The organism is Streptomyces sp. NPDC020362, assembly GCF_040642095.1.
Taxonomy (GTDB): domain Bacteria; phylum Actinomycetota; class Actinomycetes; order Streptomycetales; family Streptomycetaceae; genus Streptomyces.
Map to the genome: position 1 here is coordinate 1 of NZ_JBFAET010000070.1, position 17,602 is coordinate 17,602.

Annotated in this window: 16 protein-coding genes and 1 riboswitch; of the genes, 5 read left to right on the forward strand and 11 right to left on the reverse strand. The window is 72.6% G+C overall.

The window, feature by feature from the left end; all coding sequences use genetic code 11:
• Nucleotides 1-32 precede the first annotated feature (32 nt).
• Nucleotides 33-848 carry an inositol monophosphatase family protein gene (locus tag AB0H32_RS24060; protein ID WP_361124137.1) on the reverse strand — a complete coding sequence of 272 codons (816 nt, stop codon included), beginning with the start codon at nucleotides 846-848 and terminating at the stop codon, nucleotides 33-35.
• Between the two features lie 8 nt (nucleotides 849-856).
• Entirely contained in the window at nucleotides 857-1,984 is a 1,128-nt protein-coding gene (locus AB0H32_RS24065; RefSeq protein ID WP_361124139.1) for a ferrochelatase, read from the reverse strand.
• Between the two features lie 172 nt (nucleotides 1,985-2,156).
• On the opposite strand from AB0H32_RS24065, the gene AB0H32_RS24070 reads away from it, so the two are divergent.
• Together AB0H32_RS24070 and AB0H32_RS24075 are read left to right on the forward strand one after the other, a co-directional pair.
• Entirely contained in the window at nucleotides 2,157-3,395 is a 1,239-nt protein-coding gene (locus AB0H32_RS24070) for an MFS transporter (RefSeq protein ID WP_361124141.1), read from the forward strand.
• Complete coding sequence (locus AB0H32_RS24075; protein ID WP_361124143.1) at nucleotides 3,355-4,683, forward strand: D-arabinono-1,4-lactone oxidase; 1,329 nt, start codon at nucleotides 3,355-3,357, stop codon at nucleotides 4,681-4,683. Before AB0H32_RS24070 ends, AB0H32_RS24075 begins: the two co-directional genes overlap by 41 nt.
• On the opposite strand, the gene AB0H32_RS24080 is transcribed toward AB0H32_RS24075, so the two are convergent.
• On the reverse strand, nucleotides 4,607-5,377 hold the full coding sequence (locus AB0H32_RS24080; RefSeq protein ID WP_361124144.1) for a hypothetical protein: 771 nt from the start codon (nucleotides 5,375-5,377) through the stop codon (nucleotides 4,607-4,609). The genes AB0H32_RS24075 and AB0H32_RS24080 overlap by 77 nt on opposite strands.
• Before the next feature lie 489 nt (nucleotides 5,378-5,866).
• Here AB0H32_RS24080 and sepH point away from each other — a divergent pair, with 489 nt between their 5' ends.
• Entirely contained in the window at nucleotides 5,867-6,907 is a 1,041-nt protein-coding gene (sepH, locus tag AB0H32_RS24085) for a septation protein SepH (protein ID WP_361124146.1), read from the forward strand.
• A gap of 60 nt (nucleotides 6,908-6,967) precedes the next feature.
• On the opposite strand, the gene AB0H32_RS24090 is transcribed toward sepH, so the two are convergent.
• Nucleotides 6,968-7,819, reverse strand: a complete 852-nt coding sequence (locus tag AB0H32_RS24090; protein ID WP_361124148.1) for a sulfurtransferase — start codon at nucleotides 7,817-7,819, stop codon at nucleotides 6,968-6,970.
• A gap of 319 nt (nucleotides 7,820-8,138) precedes the next feature.
• Between AB0H32_RS24090 and AB0H32_RS24095 the strand changes: the two genes are divergently transcribed.
• Nucleotides 8,139-8,930: a VOC family protein gene (locus tag AB0H32_RS24095; RefSeq protein ID WP_361124150.1), complete on the forward strand. Its 792-nt coding sequence runs from the start codon at nucleotides 8,139-8,141 to the stop codon at nucleotides 8,928-8,930.
• Between the two features lie 17 nt (nucleotides 8,931-8,947).
• Here AB0H32_RS24095 and AB0H32_RS24100 read toward each other — a convergent pair whose 3' ends face one another.
• From AB0H32_RS24100 to AB0H32_RS24120, 5 genes are read right to left on the reverse strand one after another with little or no spacing between them, the layout of a single operon-like run.
• Complete coding sequence (locus AB0H32_RS24100; RefSeq protein ID WP_361124152.1) at nucleotides 8,948-9,598, reverse strand: thymidine kinase; 651 nt, start codon at nucleotides 9,596-9,598, stop codon at nucleotides 8,948-8,950.
• Nucleotides 9,599-9,642: 44 nt separating this feature from the next.
• On the reverse strand, nucleotides 9,643-10,893 hold the full coding sequence (locus AB0H32_RS24105) for a nucleotide pyrophosphatase/phosphodiesterase family protein (RefSeq protein WP_361124153.1): 1,251 nt from the start codon (nucleotides 10,891-10,893) through the stop codon (nucleotides 9,643-9,645).
• Complete coding sequence (locus AB0H32_RS24110; RefSeq protein WP_361124155.1) at nucleotides 10,893-11,480, reverse strand: DUF5998 family protein; 588 nt, start codon at nucleotides 11,478-11,480, stop codon at nucleotides 10,893-10,895. Before AB0H32_RS24110 ends, AB0H32_RS24105 begins: the two co-directional genes overlap by 1 nt.
• Nucleotides 11,481-11,490: 10 nt before the next feature.
• On the reverse strand, nucleotides 11,491-11,904 hold the full coding sequence (locus AB0H32_RS24115; RefSeq protein WP_361124157.1) for a hypothetical protein: 414 nt from the start codon (nucleotides 11,902-11,904) through the stop codon (nucleotides 11,491-11,493).
• A 16-nt stretch (nucleotides 11,905-11,920) separates the two neighbouring features.
• Complete coding sequence (locus AB0H32_RS24120; protein WP_361124159.1) at nucleotides 11,921-14,956, reverse strand: GNAT family N-acetyltransferase; 3,036 nt, start codon at nucleotides 14,954-14,956, stop codon at nucleotides 11,921-11,923.
• Nucleotides 14,957-15,133: 177 nt separating this feature from the next.
• Between AB0H32_RS24120 and AB0H32_RS24125 the strand changes: the two genes are divergently transcribed.
• Nucleotides 15,134-15,415, forward strand: a complete 282-nt coding sequence (locus AB0H32_RS24125; RefSeq protein WP_361124161.1) for an HPr family phosphocarrier protein — start codon at nucleotides 15,134-15,136, stop codon at nucleotides 15,413-15,415.
• Between the two features lie 199 nt (nucleotides 15,416-15,614).
• Here the strand turns inward: AB0H32_RS24125 and AB0H32_RS24130 are convergent, their stop codons facing one another.
• Both AB0H32_RS24130 and AB0H32_RS24135 read right to left on the reverse strand, forming a co-directional pair.
• The gene (locus AB0H32_RS24130) at nucleotides 15,615-16,310 is read right to left on the reverse strand and encodes a GntR family transcriptional regulator (protein ID WP_361124162.1); all 696 of its coding nucleotides are present in this window, start codon (nucleotides 16,308-16,310) and stop codon (nucleotides 15,615-15,617) included.
• Between the two features lie 313 nt (nucleotides 16,311-16,623).
• A complete protein-coding gene (locus AB0H32_RS24135) occupies nucleotides 16,624-17,379 on the reverse strand; it encodes a M23 family metallopeptidase (RefSeq protein ID WP_361124164.1) in 756 nt (251 codons plus the stop codon).
• 12 nt (nucleotides 17,380-17,391) lie between these two features.
• A riboswitch (cyclic di-AMP (ydaO/yuaA leader) is annotated at nucleotides 17,392-17,555 on the reverse strand.
• Nucleotides 17,556-17,602: the final 47 nt, after the last annotated feature.

Sequence of the window (17,602 nt, forward strand, 5' to 3'; positions counted from 1 at the left end):
GGCCCGGGGATTCGGCCCCGCCCGGTCACGACTCAGTCGTGCCAGGCCCCGAAGTCCTCCAGCAGCCGCTGGAGGGGCTCGAAAACCCCCGGGGTACCGGCGACGGTCAGATCGCGCGAGGGCCGCTCTCCGGGCCGTCCGCCGGTCAGGGCGCCCGCCTCCCGGGCGATCAGGTCGCCCGCCGCGAAGTCCCAGGCGTTCAGCCCGCGCTCGTAGTACCCGTCCAGCCGGCCGCAGGCCACGTCACACAGGTCGACCGCCGCCGAGCCGCTGCGCCGGATGTCACGCAGCAGCGGGACGAGCCTCCCGGCCACCTCGGCCTGGTGGGCGCGGACCTCGGCCACGTAGTTGAAGCCGGTGGAGACCAGCGCCTGGTCCAGCGGGGGCGCGGGACGGCAGGACAGCGCGCGTTCACCCTCCCACGCGCCCGTGGCCCGGGCACCGCCGCCGCGCACCGCGTGGTACGTCTCGCCGCGCATCGGGGCTGCGACGACCCCGACGACGGTCTCGCCGTCCTGCTCGGCCGCGATGGACACGGCCCAGGTCGGCAGCCCGTACAGGTAGTTGACGGTGCCGTCGAGCGGGTCGATCACCCAGCGGATGCCGCTGGTGCCCTCGGTGTCGGCGCCCTCCTCGCCGAGGAAGCCGTCCGCGGGGCGCCGGCCGGAGATCAGATCGGTGATCAGTTTCTCCGCCGCGATGTCCATCTCGGTGACGACGTCGATCGGGCTCGACTTGGTCCTGGCCACCGCCAGGTCGGCCGGGCGGCCGTCCCGCAGCAGCTCACCGGCGCGGCGGGCGGCCTCCTGGGCCAGGTCGAGCAGTTCCCTGTGCAGGGGGTCGGTCACGGGTCTCCTCACACGTAGGGGCTGTCGGCGCCCGCGGCGGCCGGGCGGGGGGCACGGGCCGGGCAGCAGCCGACCGGGCAGAGGTTGTGGCTAGCGCCGAGCGCACCCAGGGCGCACGGCGTGACCTCCCGGCCGCGCTCCACGGCGGACCGCTCCAGGATCAGCTCACGGATCGCCGCCGCGAAGCGCGGGTCGGCGCCGACGGTGGCCGAGCGGCGCACCGGCAGCCCCAGCTCCTCGGCCTTGGCAGAGGCTTCCGTGTCGAGGTCGTAGAGGACCTCCATGTGGTCGGAGACGAAGCCGATGGGCGCCATGACGACGGCCGGGACACCGTTGCCGTGCAGCTCTTCGAGGTGGTCGCAGATGTCCGGCTCCAGCCAGGGGATGTGCGGGGCGCCGGAGCGGGACTGGTAGACCAGCCGCCACGGATGGTCGACGCCGGTGCGCTCTCGGACGGCGTCGGCGATCAGCTGGGCCACGTCCAGGTGCTGCTCGACGTAGGCACCGCCCTCCCCATGCGCCTCGACCGGGCCGGAGCTGTCGGCGGCGGCTTCCGGGACGGAATGTGTGGTGAAGGCGAGGTGGGCGCCGCCGCGGACGTCCTCGGGCAGGTCGGCGAGGGAGCGCAGCACCCCGTCGATCATGGGCTCGACGAAGCCGGGGTGGTTGAAGTAGTGCCGCAGCTTGTCGACCTTCGGCAGCTCGACGCCCTCGGCCTGGAGGGTGGCCAGCGCGTCGGCGAGGTTCTCCCGGTACTGGCGGCAGCCCGAGTAGGAGGCGTAGGCGCTGGTGGCGAGGACCAGGATGCGGCGGCGGCCGTCGGCGGCCATCTCGCGCAGGGTGTCCGTCAGGTACGGGGCCCAGTTGCGGTTGCCCCAGTAGACCGGCAGGTCCAGGCCGTGCTCGGCGAAGTCCTTGCGCAGGGCGTCCAGCAGGGCGCGGTTCTGGTCGTTGATGGGACTGACCCCGCCGAACAGGAAGTAGTGCTGCCCGACTTCTTTGAGGCGTTCCTTGGGGATGCCGCGCCCGCGGGTGACGTTCTCCAGGAACGGGACCACGTCGTCCGGGCCTTCGGGGCCGCCGAAGGAGAGCAGGAGCAGGGCGTCGTACGGGGTGGCATCGAGCGCGTCTGGCATGACTCGATCCTGCCACCCGGCACCGACGGCGGGGCAACAGCGGGGTGAAGAGTCGAGTTCCAGTGGGTTTAGTCCGGTATTTCCCGCTGTCATTCCCGGTGCAATTAGGGTCCCCTAACTCGTAAGCTGTATCGGCAGCCTTCGCGCCTTACCGACCCGCCCCGGAGACCACGTGCCCAGCCCCTACCGCGCCCTGTTCGACGAGCCCGGCACCAAGAGCTTCTCGGCCGCGGGGTTCCTCGGCCGGATGCCTCTGTCGATGATGGGCATCGGCGTGGTCACGATGGTCTCGCAGCTCACCGGGCGCTACGGCCTCGCGGGCGCGCTGTCGGCCACCATCGCGCTGTCCGCCGCCGCGATCGGGCCCCAGATATCCCGGCTGGTGGACCGGCACGGCCAGCGCCGGGTGCTGCGCCCCGCCACTCTCGCGGCACTCGTGGCCGCCCTCGGACTGCTGCTCGCCGCGCATCTGCGGTGGCCGGACTGGGTGCTGTTCGTCTGCGCGGCCGGCATCGGCTCGGTGCCGAGCCTGGGCGCGATGATCCGGGCCCGCTGGGCGGCCCTGTACCGGGGCACGCCGAAGCTCCACACCGCCTACTCGTTCGAGTCGGTGGTCGACGAGGTCTGCTTCATCTTCGGGCCGATCATCTCCATCGGCCTGTCCACGGCCTGGTTCCCGGAGGCGGGCCCCCTGCTGGCCGCCTGTTTCCTGGCCGCCGGCGTCGTCTGGCTGACCGCCCAGCGCGCCACCGAACCGGAGCCGCACCCGCGCGAGCGGCACGGCGGCGGCAGCGCCCTGCGGTCGGCCGGGCTCCAGGTGCTGGTGGCGACCTTCGCGGCCACAGGGGCGATCTTCGGTTCGGTCGACGTGGTCACCGTGGCCTTCGCCGACGAGCGCGGCCACAAGGGCGCCGCGAGCGTGGTGCTGGCGCTGTACGCGGCCGGATCCTGCGCCGCGGGCGTGGTCTTCGGGCTGCTGCGGTTCACGGGGGCACCGGAACGTCGCTGGCTCCTGGGCGTGGGCGCGATGGCCGTGAGTATGATCCCCCTCCTACTGGTCGGAAACTTGCCGCTTCTGGCCGTGGCACTGTTCGTTGCGGGGCTGTCCATCGCACCGACGATGATCACGACGATGTCCCTCATCGAAGAGCACGTACCTCGCGCGAAACTCACCGAGGGCATGACCTGGGTGAGCACCGGCCTCGCGGTCGGGGTCGCGCTCGGCTCGTCCGTGGCCGGCTGGGTGATCGACACAGCCGGGGCGCGGGCCGGGTACGGGGTCCCGGCCGTGTCCGGGGCCGTCGCGGTCGCGGTCGGTTTCCTCGGGTACCGCCGGCTCCGCAGGCCGGCCGCGGGTCGGGGAGGCACCGTTGAGCACCACAGTGAGCGCGAAGAGCGGCACCTGGCGTAACTGGGGCGGCAACGTCGCCGCCCGCCCCGTACGGCAGGAAACGCCGGCGTCGGTGGAGGAGCTGGCCGCCGCGGTGCGCCGGGCCGCGGAGGACGGCCTGAAGGTGAAGGCGGTCGGGACCGGGCACTCGTTCACATCGATCGCCGCCACCGACGGTGTATTGATCCGCCCTCAACTGTTGACCGGGATCCGCGCCATCGACCGGAACGCCATGACCGTCACGGTCGAGGCGGGCACCCCGCTCAAGAGACTCAATGCGGCCCTGGCGCGCGAGGGTCTGTCGCTCACCAACATGGGCGACATCATGGAGCAGACCGTCTCCGGGGCCACGAGCACCGGCACTCACGGCACCGGCCGGGAGTCCGCCTCCATCGCGGCCCAGATCAAGGCGCTCGAACTCGTGACGGCCGACGGTTCGGTGATCACCTGCTCCGAGAAGGGGACCGAAGAGGAACGGGCGGTCTTCGCGGCGGCCCGGACGGGCCTCGGCGCCCTGGGCATCGTCACCGCGATCACCTTCGCCGTGGAACCGCTCTTCCTGCTCACCGCACGCGAGGAGCCGATGTCCTTCGAGCGGGTGCTGTCCGAGTTCGATCAGCTGTGGGCCGAGAACGAGCACTTCGAGTTCTACTGGTTCCCGCACACCGGCAACACCAACACCAAGCGCAACAACCGCAGCGCCGGGCCCGAGCAGCCGGTGGGACAGCTGGCAGGCTGGTTCGAGGACGAGTTCCTCTCCAACGGCGTCTTCCAGGTGGCCCAGTGGGTCGGCCGCGCCGCGCCCGCGGCCATTCCGGCGATCGCCCAGGTCTCCAGCAAGGCCCTGTCCGCGCGGACGTACACGGACATCCCTTACAAGGTCTTCACCTCGCCGCGCCGGGTGCGCTTCGTCGAAATGGAGTACGCCGTCCCGCGCGCGGCCCTGGCCGAGACGCTGCGTGAGCTGAAGGCCATGGTCGAGCGCTCCGGTCTGCGCATCAGCTTCCCGGTCGAGGTGCGCACCGCCCCGGCCGACGACATCACCCTGTCCACCGCCTCCGGACGGGACAGCGCGTACGTCGCCGTCCACATGTTCCGCGGCACGCCCTACCAGGCCTACTTCACCGCTGCCGAGCGCATCTTCACCGCGCACGAGGGCCGGCCGCACTGGGGCAAGGTGCACACCCGGGACGCGGAGTACCTCGCCGAGGCGTACCCGCGCTTCGGCGAGTTCACGGCGTTGCGGGACCGTCTTGACCCGGAACGGCTGTTCCAGAACGACTACTTGCGGAGGGTTCTGGGGGCGTAGGCGTCGCCGTGGACCCGCCGGGCGTGGGGGCCGGGGTGGCCGGGTCGCCGCTCGGCTCCCCGCTCGCCGATTTCCCCGGCGCGGGTGTCGCACTGCCGGCCGCACCACCGTCGTGGGGACCTGTCGCCGGTGTGTGCGAGGACGGCGCGAAAGACGCGGGGGACGAGGGGGACGGAGCCGGCGAAGGGGCCTTCTCCTCGTCGGTCCCGGGTGAGGACGAGCCCCGGCCGCCGACGGCGTCGCTGACCGTCGTGCCCGTACCGCCGCTGAAGCTGCTGCCGCTCACCAGCTCGTACGTGGTGATGCCGGACATGGTGACGCCGAAGACGAGGGCGGCCGCGAGGACCGGGCGCCTCCAGCTCCTGACCCGCGCACGGTAGACGGTTCCCTCGGTGAACCCGCCCGAGGCGGCCGGCACTTGGCCCGGCGGCTCCTGGCCCGGCGGCTCCTGGCTCTTCGGCCGGGGGGTGACCGTGACCTCCCGGATCTGCTCGCCGGTCCGCTTGAAGAAGTGCTGGAAGACGCTGCCGCCGCAGGTGGCGACGACACTGACGAGCCCGGCGCCGAGAATCGTGCCGTACACCCCGAAGTACGAAGCCAGTTTGGCCGCCACGACCGCCGCCAGGGCGCCGCCTGCGACCTGGGGGACGTTCAGATCGATCCGCTTCCGACCCGGATCGGGTGTTTCACGCATACCCGGAACTTGCCTCCCTTTCCCGTGCTTGAGCGACCTGAACGAACAGATCGGCCGACTGCACGAGAAAGGGACGTGCGAGCGAAACCATTAGTTCCGTTTCTGTGGATTGCGTGAAGTTCGCCACGTTCGCGATCACCGAAACCCGTTGACGGACGGCCAAGTTGCACGCCTTGCCAGAAGTTGGGCGGCGCGCCGATCCACGCACGTGGTCCGAATGGAGTACTGTTGCGAGCCCTGGGTCCGGTCTCCCACCAGGGTGTCCGCGGCCTTGCAGGACCGCCGGGAGGGGGCTAGTTGCACAGGGTGACGGCTTTGGTCACTTAGCGTTGCGAACAGGTCACCGTGCCATAACGGCGACCCAGGGCCCGTGCCCGACACGCCGGGCAACTCGGCAAGGTTGTGGCAGGCTGCACCCGGGCAGGCCACACTCGACTAGCGGAAGCAGCGACGCACGTGACGTCGGCAGGCACCACCCGGGAGGTCCCCATGCCCGAACTGCGTGTCGTGGCCGTCTCGAATGACGGCACACGGCTGGTGCTGAAGGCTGCCGACGCAACGGAGTACACGCTTCCGATCGACGAGCGGCTGCGCGCCGCCGTACGCGGCGACCGCCCACGCCTCGGCCAGATCGAGATCGAGGTGGAGAGCCATCTCCGCCCCCGTGACATCCAGGCCCGTATACGTGCAGGTGCCACCGCGGAAGAGGTCGCCCAGCTCGCCGGCATTCCCGTCGACCGGGTCCGGCGCTTCGAGGGACCCGTGCTGGCCGAGCGTGCCTTCATGGCCGAGCGGGCCCGCAAGACCCCGGTGCGCAGGCCCGGCGAGAACTCCGGCCCGCTGCTCGGCGAGGCCGTCCAGGAGCGGCTGTTGCTGCGCGGCGCCGAGAAGGACTCCGTGCAGTGGGATTCCTGGCGCCGCGACGACGGCACCTGGGAGGTCCTCCTCGTCTACCGGGTCGCGGGCGAACCGCACTCGGCGAGCTGGACGTACGACCCGCCCCGGCGGCTCGTCCAGGCCGTCGACGACGAGGCGCGCTCGCTGATCGGCGAGTCCGACGACCTCGCCGTGGCGGAGCCGAGCTTCCCGTTCGTCCCGCGCATCGCCCGGCTGCCGCGCGAGCGTTCGATGGACCGGGCCCTCGACCGCGGCGACCGGGAGCGGCCCAGCCTGCCGGCACAGCCGTCCGAGCCCGTCGAGGAGAACACCGGCGAACGCGACTCGCTCACCAGCCTCCTGGAGGCGGTGCCGAGCTTCCGGGGCGACCTGGTGGTTCCGGAACGGCCGTCGGAGAGCCCGGAGGAGCCCGTCGACGAGCCCGAGGCGGAGGAGCCCCCGGCGTCCGCCGCCTCGGCCGGCTCCGCCTACGCGGACGTCCTCATGCCCCGTTCGGTGGGCAGCCACCGCGACCGGCTCATCGGTGCGACCGACCGTCAGGCCGAGGCCGACGGTGTCCGCCCAGGCCGCCGTGCCGCCGTGCCGAGCTGGGACGAGATCGTGTTCGGCACACGGCGCAAGAAGCAGGAGTAAACCGGCCGTACGGCCGTTTGAAGTGGGGGCACAGGTGCGTGCCCCCACTCTTCCTGCTGCCTACTGCGGGTCCGCGCCCACCGCGACCGGGCGGGACGGGTCCGAGGACCACTCCGACCAGGAGCCGACGTACAGGGCCGACGGAATGCCCGCGACCGCCAGGGCCAGCACCTCGTGCGCGCCCGAGACGCCCGAGCCGCAGTACACGCCCACCTCCGCGTCGCCGGACACGCCCAGGGCCTTGAACCGGTCACGCAGTTCCGCCGCGGGCAGGAAACGGCCGTCCGGGCCCACGTTCTCGTTCGTCGGCGCCGACACCGCGCCCGGGATGTGGCCGCCGACCCGGTCGATCGGCTCCACCTCACCGCGGTACCGCTCCCCCGCGCGCGCATCCAGCAGCACGCCCGCGCGGGCCAGGGCGGCGGCCCCGTCGGCGTCGAGCAACCCGGCCGCGCCCGGCGCCGGTTGGAAGGCGCTCTCGGACGGGGCCGGCACGTCCGTCGAAAGAGGGCCTTCCCAGGCGGGCAATCCACCGTCGAGGACCCGCACGTCCGGGTGACCCGTCCAGCGCAGCAGCCACCAGGCGCGCGCCGCCGCCCAGCCCTGCCCGCCGTCGTAGACGACGACCGGACGGTCGGCCGACACGCCCGCACGGCGCATGGCCGCGCCGAACTCCGTGAGGTCCGGAAGCGGATGCCGGCCACGGTCTCCGGGGGCCGAAGCCAGCTCCCGGTCCAGGTCGACGAAGACCGCGCCGGGGATGTGCCCGGCCGCGTACTCGGCGCGGCCGTCGAAGGACGGGGCGCCCGCCGCCTTCGCCACACTCAGCTGCCAGCGGACGTCCAGCAGGACGGGCGGGCGCTGCGCGGTCAGGTCCTGGGCCAGTTCGGTTGCGGTGATGATGACTGTCATGGCGTCCATCCTTACGCCAGGGGTGGCCGCGGCGTCCAGGTCCGGCTACTCTGCTCCGCCGTACAGGGTCGATCACCAGGCGTACGGGATCGAGTACACGCTGTACAGCCGACGGACACCCGTCGTCCATCGTCAGGAAGCCGCGTACGACGGCAGACCGGACATCCTCCGAGGGGTACCGCCCGGGCAACGGCGCGGCACGGCACGCGGTACACCGGGGGATGCGGGTACCGGAGCGGGCGTGCACGCACCAGCGGCACCGCCCTCCGGGGAGCGGAAGCGACACGGCCACCGTGAGGGGCCGGGGAGAGAGTGATCGATGACCGAGGCACGGGAGTCGGCCGGTCCACACGCGCGGCGCACGCCCGGCACGCCCAGCTGGGTGAGCCTGATGGTGCACGGGCTGGCCGCGACCGAGAAGTTCTACGAGGCGCTGTTCGGCTGGGAGTTCCGGCCGGGCCCGCAGCAGCTCGGCCCCTACGTGCGGGCGCTGCTGGACGGGCACGAGGTGGCCGGCATCGGCCAGCTGCCCCCGGACCGCCGGCTGCCGATCGCCTGGACGCCCTACTTCGCCTCGGACGACGTCGACCAGACGGCCGACACCGTACGGCTGTGCGGCGGCACGGTGGCCGTCGGCCCGCTGGACGCGGCCGAGGCCGGGCGGCTGGCCATCGCCTCCGACCCGTCCGGGGCGGTGTTCGGGATCTGGCAGGGGGCCGCCCACCTCGGCACGGCGATCAGCGGCGTACCCGGCACACCGGCCTGGAACGAGCTGCTCACCTTCGAGACCGAGAGCGTCACCAAGTTCTACGAGACCGTCTTCGGGTACGGGGAGGAGCCCGTGCCCGCCGCCGGCTTCGACTACGTGACCCTGCGCGTCGGGGGCCGTCCGGTGGCCGGTCTCCACGGGGTCGGCCATGGGCTGCCCCGGGACCGGGGGCCGCACTGGCTGACGTACTTCGAGGTCGCGGACACCGACCGGACGCTGCGGCAGGTCGCGGAGCTGGGCGGCCAAGTGCTCCGGCCGGCCCACGACAGCGAGCACGGCCGGGTCGGCACGGTGGCGGATCCGGAGGGGGCGGTGTTCTCGGTGGTCCACAACCCTCAGTGAGCCGCTCGCGGCCTGCCTCAGCCCGTGGACACGGGCAGGACGTCCGGGGACAGGGCCGCGGCGCGGGCCGTTGCGGCGGTCATCCGGCGCCGGTGATGGCGGCGGCACAGCACCTCGTAGCCGATCTCGCCCGCGGACTGGTTGACGTCGCCGACGACCACCTGGGCGCCTTCCACCACCATCTCGCCGCCTATCGTGCGGGCGTTGTGCGTGGCGCGGGCGCCGCACCAGCACAGCGCCTCGACCTGGAGCACCTCGATACGGTCGGCCAGCTCCACCAGCCGCTGGGAGCCCGGGAAGAGCTTGGAGCGGAAGTCGGTGGTGATCCCGAAGGAGTAGACGTCCAGGCCGAGGTCGTCCACCACGCGCGCGAGCTGGTCGATCTGCTCGGGCGCGAGGAACTGCGCCTCGTCCGCGATCACGTAGTCCGCGCGCCCGCCCTGGGAGAGGTGCTCGACCAGGTACGCATAGAGGTCCTGGCCGTCCTCGACCTCCACCGCGTCGGTGACCAGACCCAGCCGGGAGGACAGCTTGCCCTCGCCCGCCCGGTCGTCCCGGGTGAAGATCATGCCGGCCAGACCGCGCGCGGAGCGGTTGTGCTCGATCTGCAGAGCCAGCGTCGACTTCCCGCAGTCCATCGTTCCGGAGAAGAACACCAGCTCGGGCATGAGGAGTTGAGCACCTTTCGGCGAGGGGGCGGAGGGCAGGGACGTCAGGAGCGTACTTCGAGCAGCGGGACCAGCTGCTCGGCAGGGGTCATCGAACCGTGGTTGCCGACCAGCGCCGACTCCTTGGGCTCCCGCTCGGAGGCGATGATCAGGACGTCGTCGTGGGCGGCCGCGACCACGTCCCCGATGCGCGCGTACACGCGTTCGTCGCACTCACCGGGCGGCCCGAACCAGCCCGCCGCGATCGCCTCGTCCCGCGAGGCGACCCAGAACTGCTCGCCGAGCACCTCGCGCCAGACGGTCAGGACGTCGTCCTGCGCGCCCGGCACCGCATAGACGTGCCGCGCCCGTCCCTCGCCGCCCAGCAGGGCGACTCCGGCGCGCAGCTCCCAGTCCTCGTCGAAGTCGATGCGGTGCTGCTCGTCGAAGGGGATGTCGACCATGCCGTGGTCGGCGGTGACGTACAGCGCGCTGCGCGGCGGCAGCTGCTCGGCGAGGCGCTGGGCGAGCCGGTCGACGTTCATGAGCTGTCCGCGCCAGGTGTCGGAGGCGACCCCGTAGCGGTGTCCGGCGCTGTCCAGCTCGGCGTAGTAGGTGTACACCAGGGAGCGGTCACCGGCGGCCAGTTGCTCGGCGGCCAGGTCCATGCGGTCCTCGCCGGTCAGCCGTCCGTGGAAGGTGCCACCGCTGAGCGCGACCTTGGTCAGCGGGGTGTGCTGGAAGGTGGGCGAGGACACCTGCGCGGCGTGCACACCGGCCTCGTGGGCCAGCTGGAAGACCGTGGGGTACGGCTGCCAGGGGCGCGGGTCGGTGTACGGCTGCCAGCGGAGCTGGTTCATCAGCTCGCCGGTGGCCGGGTTGCGCACCGTGTAGCCGGGCAGGCCGTGGGCGCCCGGCGGCAGGCCGGTGCCGACCGAGGCGAGGGAGGTGGCGGTGGTCGCCGGGTAGCCGGCGGTGAGCGGGCGTCCGGTGCCCCCGCGCGAGCCGGGAATCAGCGAGGTCAGGAAGGGCGCCTCCTCGGGGTGCGCCCTGAGCTGCTCCCAGCCGAGCCCGTCGATGAGGAACACACAGACCCGGTCGGCCGGGGTCAGTTCCGTGATCGTGGCGGTCGTACCGGGGACACCGAGGCCGGCGGCCAGCGTGGGCAGCAGGTCGGCGAGCGAGCCGCTGCCGTACTCGGGCAGCGGCGCGGTGTCGAGGGCGAGCGGTTCCGGGTGGTCCCAGTGGGAAGAGCCGGGAGGGGTGGGCACGGAGCGCCCTCGATCATGGGCGGCGGGGGGAAACGGGTGGGACATCAGCGCGTGACGTCCGCGGTCGCCTCGGAGATGGCCTGTGCGAAGGCGAGCGTCTGGCGCACCGTCTCGGGGCCGTCCCCGGCCTCGCTGACACGCAGGCTGAGGTCGTCAGCCGTGGAGCTGCCCGTGTAGCCGTGGTCCGCCTCGCAGTTGGGGTCGCCGCAGGCGGCGGGCTCCAGGTCGAGACGGCTGACCGCGCCCCAGCCGATCGTCAGGACGACCTCGCGGGGCAGCGAGCCCGGCGTGTACTGCTCCGGGTTCGCGACCACCCTGCTGACCACGACCGAGGAGATCCTGCCGAGCTTCACGGACTCCGTGGACGTCGTGGCGTACGGCGTCGGCGAGGTGGTGTCGGCGGCCTGCTCGTCGGTGTGGCTGACGATGAAGCGGTTGCCGGTGAGGACCAGGACGGTCACGTGCCGGCGCACCTCGTTCTGGTCGAACGTGGTCTCCTGGTGGACCAGGTACGACCGGATGGGCTCGCCGCCCACAGCGGCCTCCACCGCCTCGGCCACGAGGGCCGGGTAGTAGCCGCTGCGCTCGATCGCCGTGCGCAGCCCCTGGGTCGTCGTACTGGTCTTGGCCATGGCGTCCATCCTAATCCGTGGGCAAGGGGGGTCCGGGCCAGTCGCGGGCACGCCGGGCGGCCTCGCCACCGGCGTGCGGCTGCCGCAGGACGAGCCCCGGCAGGATGTCCAGCCGCTCGGCGGCGACCAGACAGGAGACGGGTTCGCGGCCGCCGGCGTCCGCTTCGAACGCGACCACGAGGGGCGGTGTTTCGCCGAGCGTTCGCGCGAGACGCATCGTCTCCTCCGCCGTGGGCGGGCGGAAGACGGGGTCCTGGAAGTCGGACGGGCAGGACACGAAGGCCGGGGCGACGAAGACCAGCTCCAGGCCGTGGTGGTAGGTGAGGTCGTGTCCGGCGGCCAGCCGCAGCTGTCCGGCGTCCCAGACGATCACCTCCCAGTCCCACCAGCTGCCTTCGGGCAGTTCCCGCCCGGCGATCTCCATGCGCCCCCTCCCCCGCTCAGTAGGCCGGCAGTGTGCGCGGACCGAGGTCGTCGCGGGCGGGCGGCGGCGCGAGCCGCACGGTGGCGCCGAGGACGCTCACCCCGTGCTGGGCGACGACGACCGGTTCCAGGGTGACGGCGACCACCTCGGGGTGGTCGTCCACGAGCCGGGACACCCGCAGCAGCAGCTCCTCCAGCGCGGGCGTGTCCACCGGCGTGGAGCCTCGCCATCCGAACAGCAGCGGTGCCGTACGGATCGACCGCACCAGCCCGGTCGCCTCCCGGTCGGTGACCGGGACCAGCCGGTGCGCCATGTCCCCGAGCAGCTGCGAGGCGGCCCCGGCGAGCCCGAAGGACAGCACGGCCCCGGCGGCCGGGTCGATCACGGCACGTACGACGGTGTCGACTCCCCGGGGCGCCATCGACTGCACGACCGGCCGCAGCTCCTCGGGTTCCCCGAACAGCTCGGTCAACTCGGCGTAGGCTCGGCGCAGTTGCTCCTCGTCCGCGAGGTCGAGCCGGACCCCGCCCAGGTCGGCGCGGTGGCGCAGGTGCGGGGCGGTGGCCTTGAGGGCCACGGGATAGCCGAGGGTGCGGGCGGCCTCGGCGGCGGCGTCCGGGGCGGGTGCGGGGAGCGCCCGGCGCACCGGGATGCCGTACTTCCCGAGCAGGTCGCAGGTCTCCGCCTGCCCGAGCGTGAACCCCTGCCCGCGCTCCAGCAGCTGCGTGATCAGCCGGGCGGCGCCCTTCTCGTCGATGTCGTCGTACTCCGGCACCTTGCCCGGGTTCTCGGCCTCCCGCCGCCACTGCCCGTACTTCACGGCTTCGGCGAGCGCCCGCACGGCACGCTCGGCGGCGGGGTAGGCGGGGATGAGGCGGGAGGGGGCGCCCTCAGCGGCAGCCTCTGCCAAGCGAGTGCCGCCAGCCGCAGCACCTTCGGAGGCGGCGCCCTCAGCGGCAGCTCCTTCGGAGGGGCCGCCTCCCGAAAGGGCCTCCGCCGGGGTGGGCTCGCCGGGTCCCGCGACCGCGCCGGGTGCCGTTCCAGCACCCGCTGCCGCGGTGGGCGGCCGCGGTCGTTCCGCAGGGCGGCGGGGGTCCTCCCGCTGGAGTTCGAGCGAGGGCGAGAGCAGGGGAGGGGGGGCACCCCCCTCGACGCCGGGTGCCTTCGCAGCGGCCTGGGGCGCCGTACTCGCCGCAGCCGACAACGCCTGCGCAAGGCCGCCGAGCTCCACATGCACCACGAGCACCGGCTTCCCGGGCGCCCGCGCCGCAGCCGACCTCAACGCCTCCGCCAGCTCCGCGTCCCCCGGTACCCCTTCGCCGATCGCCGGAATCGCCGTGACGACCACCGCGTCGATCGTGTCGTCCGCGAGCTCCCGCGCCAGCGCCCGATGGAAGTCGCCCGCCGTCGCCCCGGTCGTCAGGTCCAGCGGGCGCGACGGCCGAAGACCTTCCGCAAGGCACCGGTCGTACGTCAGCACCCCCAGCGACTCCGAGTTGCCGAGGATCGCCACACGAGGCCCCGCGGGCAGCGGCTGCCGGGCGAGCAGCAGGCCCGCGTCGACCAGTTCGGTGATCGTGTCCACCCGGATCACCCCGGCCTGCCGCAGCAGCGCGGAGACGGTCGCGTGCGGCAGCCGTGTCGCCCGTACCGCGTGCCCCTGCGGCGCGGAACCGACCCCCTCCACCACCACCAGCGGCTTCGCCGCCGCCGTGCGCCGGGCCAGGCGGGTGAACTTGCGCGGGTTGCCGATGGACTCCAGGTACATCAGCACGACGTCGGTCTCCGCGTCGTCGTACCAGTACTGGAGGACGTCGTTGCCGGAGACGTCGGCGCGGTTCCCGGCGGACACGAAAGTGGACACGCCGGTGACCCCGGTGACCCCTCCCCCGCGCCGGTGCAGCCGGGACAGCAACGCGATGCCGATGGCTCCGGACTGCGCGAACAGGCCTATGCGGCCGGGGCGCGGCATCTCGGGGGCCAGCGAGGCGTTCAGACGGACGCCGGGTGCGGTGTTGATGACGCCGAAGGCGTTCGGGCCGATGATCCGCATGCCGTACGCGCGCGCGTGCCGCACGAGGGCCCGCTGCCGCTCGCGCCCTTCGGGCCCGCTCTCCGCATACCCGGCGGCGAGGACGACGAGGCCCTGGACCCCGTGCTCGCCGCACTCGGCGACCACCGCGGGCACCTGCTCCGCCGGTACGGCGACGACGGCGAGGTCCACCGGCCCCTCGATGTCCCGCACCGACCGGTACGCCGGGACGCCGTCGACCTCCTTGAGGTCCTCGGGGAAGGCCCGGTTCACGGCGTGCAGGCCGCCGGAGTAGCCGGCGGCCCGGAGGTTGCCGAGGACGCTGCGCCCCACCCCGCCGGGCGCGCGGCCGACGCCGACGACCGCGACGGAGCCGGGCGCCAGCAGCCGCCGTACCGAGCGAGCCTCGGCGCGCTGCTCGCGGGCGCGCTGCACGGCGAGGGAGCGGTCGGTGGGTTCGAGGTCGAACTCCAGGCGGACCACGCCGTCCTCGAAGCTGCGCTTCTGGGTGTACCCGGCGTCCGTGAACACCTTGATCATCCTGGTGTTGGCGGGCAGCACCTCGGCGGCGAAGCGGCGGATGCCGCGCTCGCGCGCGACGGCCGCGATGTGCTCCAGAAGGGCGGAGGCGACCCCGCGGCCCTGATGGGCGTCCTGCACCAGGAAGGCGACTTCGGCCTCGTCGGCGGGCGCGGAGGCGGGCAGGCCGTCGGCGCCGATGCGGTCGTAGCGTACGGTGGCGATGAACTCGCCGCCGACGGTGGCCGCGAGCCCCACCCGGTCCACAAAGTCGTGGTGCGTGAAGCGGTGGACGTCCTTGGCGGACAGGCGCGGGTAGGGCGCGAAGAAGCGGTAGTACTTCGACTCGTCCGAGACCTGCTCGTAGAAGCTGACCAGGCGGTCGGCGTCATCAACGGTGATGGGCCGGATGCGCGCGGTACCCCCGTCGCGCAGCACCACGTCCGCCTCCCAGTGGGCGGGGTACTCATGCCGGTCGCGCCGGTCCGCCGGGCTCTGCATGGGCCCCAGAGTACGGCTCGCGTACGACAACGGCGCGAGGCAGTCTGTGGAGGACGGAAGCCGGACCGAGGCCGCGGTCCGGCGACACACAGGGGCGGGGCGAAGGCCCGCTCCGGGCATGCTTCGCGATATGGGAAACTGGTCTAGACAACCCTGAACAGTGAAGGGCAGCAACACATGGCTGAGCGCCGCGTCAACGTCGGCTGGGCCGAGGGTCTCCACGCCCGCCCCGCCTCCATCTTCGTCCGGGCCGCGACGGCCTCCGGTATTCCCGTGACGATCGCCAAGGCCGACGGCAACCCCGTCAACGCGGCCTCCATGCTCGCCGTTCTGGGTCTGGGCGCCCAGGGCGGCGAGGAGATCGTCCTCGCCTCCGACGCCGAGGGCGCGGACGCCGCCCTGGACCGTCTGGCCAAGCTGGTCACCGAGGGCCTGGAAGAGCTGCCCGAGACCGTCTGATCCATGCCGGAGCCGCGTCACCATTTCCGGGTGGCGCGGCTTCTGCGTTTTCGGCAGCCCCCGCTCCGGGAGCGGTCGGCCGGATGAATTCACGGCAGGCGCACGGACGGCACGCGAGCGAGAATTCCCGGTGCACCGGGAAAAGGGCAGCGGAAATACACGCCCAACGAATATCTCCTCTTTGTATACGGCGCCCGTGTTAATGCCGCAGGCTCGGCATGTTTACGGCATGTTGCGAATTCCTCACACGCTCCGTGCGGTCGCCCTGCGAGGGGAATCGCAGCCGGTGCACGGCTGTCGCGCGCTCGGCGTGGAGCGCCGTGACCGCCCGCGCGCGCTCGCCGTCGCCGCGCGCCACCGCGTCCACGATGGCGCCGTGCTCCGCCCAGGACTCCGCCGGGCTCGACGGCGGCTCCACCGTGTACATCCAGGCGATCTTGTGCCGCAACTGGGTCAGCACCGAGGTCAGCGAGGAGCTGCCCGAGGCCTGCGCGAGCGTCTCGTGGAACCAGCCGCCCAACGAGCGCAGATCCTCGCTGCTGCCGTGCCTGGCCCGCTCCTGACCCAGCCGGACCAGACCGCGCAGCACCTTCAGATGGGCCTCGGTACGCCGCTGGGCGGCCCGGGAGGCACCGAGGGGCTCCAGGAGCATGCGCATCTCCAGCAGGTCCGCGGCCTCCTGCTCGGTCGGCTCGGCCACACAGGCACCCGCGTGCCGCCGGGTCACCACGAAGCCCTCCGCCTCCAGGGTGCGCAGCGCCTCGCGGACGGGGACGCGAGAGACGCCGTAGCGGCGGGCCAGGACTTCCTCGGTGAGGCGGCTGCCGCGCTCGTAGACACCGGCGACGATGTCGTCCCGGATCGCCGTGCACACCGAGTGCGCCGGAACACGCATGACCGACCTCCGCCTTAATCCCCGTGAAACGTCGACGATGGACGTGTGTTCCGTGACTCTATTGCAATGAGTCGGAATTTCCGACGGCGGGCCGGAATCCATGGATATTTTTTGGACAGCGGGTGCGGCGGGCGCAGTGAAAAACGGCGAAAGCCCCGGCTCGTGAGCCGGGGCTTGGGCTGCCGTACGCGCGGCCGTCGGACACCCGCACCGTGCTAGCCGAGGTGCCGGGCACCCGCATCGCGCTCGCGGAGGAGTCAGGCACTCGCACCGCGCTCGCGGAGGAGGCACCGGCACCGCGCTCGCGGAGGCGTCAGACGTTCACGCCGTGCTTGAGGAGGTAGGCGACGGGGTCGATGTCCGAGCCGTACTCGGGCGTCGTACGGGCCTCGAAGTGCAGATGCGGTCCGGTGACGTTGCCGGTCGCGCCGGACAGGCCGATCTGCTGGCCCGGGGTGACCTTCTGGCCCACGGTGACGCCGATGGACGACAGGTGGCCGTACTGGGTGTACATGCCGTCGGCCATCCGGATCACGATCTGGTTGCCGTAGGCCCCGCCCCAGCCGGTGGAGACGACGGTCCCGGAGCCGACCGCGTGGACGACCGTGCCGCTGGCCGCGTGGAAGTCGATGCCGGTGTGGGAGCCGGAGGACCACAGGGAGCCGCCGGTCTTGTAGCCCGTGGAGACGTACGAGTTCGCGATCGGGGCGACGAAGGCGTTCAGACGCTTGCGCTCCGCCTCACGGGCGGCACGCGCCCGGGCCTCGCGGTCCTCCCTGGCCTTCTCGGCGGCAGCCTTGGCCGCGGCCTCCTCGGCCGCCTTCTGCTCGGCGGCCTCCTTCTGGGCGGTGGCCTGCTCGTCGATCTGCTCCGCGAGCGAGTCGCTCACGGTGATGACCGGGGTGAGGCCGGTCTGCTCGGCGGAGCTGTCCGAGGCGAGCGCCGGCGTGGCCGCGAGGGTGCCGATGACACCGGTACCGGTGAGAGCCGCGATGCCGGCCGCCTGGACGGAGGTGCGCCTGGCCCGGCCGGGCCTGCGGTGCTTCCCGGTGGCACCTATGAACGCCATGAAATGGCTGGTCCTTTCCTTCCCTCTCGCCTACCGGGTTAGCTGACGGGTTCGGAGCAGGAAGGTCTCCTACGGACCCCCTCGCTCGCGCGCGGGCGTCCGATTCACCCCAGGGACTGCGGTGGGTCCCCGGCTCCCCTGGCTCGCGCCGTACGGGGACTCGGCGATGACTGTCCGGTGCCGCGGGCGCGGCGCACTGCCTGACGGACAGCCCGGACGACGC